This is a genomic window from Neobacillus bataviensis LMG 21833, assembly GCF_000307875.1.
Lineage (GTDB): Bacteria > Bacillota > Bacilli > Bacillales > Cytobacillaceae > Neobacillus > Neobacillus bataviensis.
On record NZ_AJLS01000047.1, the window covers coordinates 1 to 1,572 of the forward strand.

A 1,572-nucleotide genomic window follows, 5' to 3' on the forward strand; every position below is an offset into this window, starting at 1 on the left:
ACTGACCCTAATTCTAGGGTTTTGTATGACAAGAAGATTGATGGAGCAGCCATTAAAGCTGGCAGTAACATAACTGTGCCTGCTGGGAAAACGGCGCAGATTGAATTCACACTATCTTTGCCGAAGTCTTTTGACCAACAGCAATTTGTTGAAGGTTTTCTGAACTTTAAGGGTAGCGATGGATCGCGCTTGAACTTGCCATACATGGGCTTTTTTGGTGACTGGAATGACGGTAAGATTGTCGATAGTCTCAATGGGATCACTTATAGTCCTGCTGGTGGTAATTTTGGCACCGTGCCACTATTGACGAACAAAAATACAGGCACTCAATATTATGGCGGCATGGTCACAGACGCTGATGGCAACCAGACAGTTGACGATCAGGCGATTGCTTTTTCGAGTGACAAGAATGCCTTATATAATGAAATCAGCATGAAGTATTATCTATTGCGCAATATCAGCAACGTCCAAGTTGATATTCTTGATGGTCAGGGCAATAAAGTTACGACTCTCAGCAGTTCCACCAATCTGACGAAGACCTATTATAATGCTCATTCGCAGCAGTACATCTACTACAATGCTCCAGCGTGGGATGGCACCTATTATGATCAACGTGATGGCAACATCAAGACGGCTGATGATGGCAGTTATACTTATCGTATTTCCGGTGTACCGGAAGGCGGCGACAAACGTCAAGTGTTTGATGTGCCTTTCAAGCTCGACTCTAAGGCGCCGACAGTTCGTCATGTCGCTTTGTCAGCCAAAACGGAAAATGGGAAAACCCAGTATTATTTGACAGCTGAAGCCAAGGATGATTTGAGTGGTCTTGATGCCACCAAGAGCGTTAAAACTGCAATTAATGAAGTGACGAATCTTGATGCTACCTTTACCGATGCTGGGACAACGGCTGATGGGTACACCAAAATTGAAACGCCATTATCTGATGAACAGGCCCAAGCACTTGGCAATGGCGACAATTCGGCTGAGCTGTACTTGACTGATAATGCATCCAATGCCACTGATCAAGATGCCAGCGTTCAGAAGCCGGGGTCTACATCGTTTGATTTAATTGTGAACGGCGGCGGTATCCCAGACAAGATCTCAAGTACCACAACCGGCTACGAAGCCAATACTCAAGGTGGCGGGACGTATACGTTTAGTGGAACGTATCCAGCAGCGGTTGACGGTACTTACACTGATGCACAAGGAAAGAAACATGATTTGAACACAACCTACGATGCTGCGACTAACAGTTTCACTGCCTCAATGCCGGTCACGAATGCTGATTACGCCGCGCAAGTGGATCTATATGCCGATAAGGCGCATACCCAGTTGCTTAAACATTTTGACACCAAAGTTCGGCTGACGGCGCCAACCTTTACTGATTTGAAATTCAACAATGGCTCGGATCAGACCTCTGAAGCGACCATCAAGGTTACAGGGACGGTTAGTGCTGACACCAAGACAGTTAATGTTGGCGACACCGTAGCAGCACTTGATGCACAACATCACTTTAGTGTTGATGTACCGGTTAATTATGGTGACAATACCATCAAGGTGACCGCCACCGAC

General features: G+C 46.1%; 1 pseudogene. It reads left to right on the forward strand.

From position 1 onward, the window contains the following. Positions 1-1,572 (forward strand): annotated as a pseudogene (gene prtP / locus BABA_RS07325) (PII-type proteinase); the annotation flags it as partial.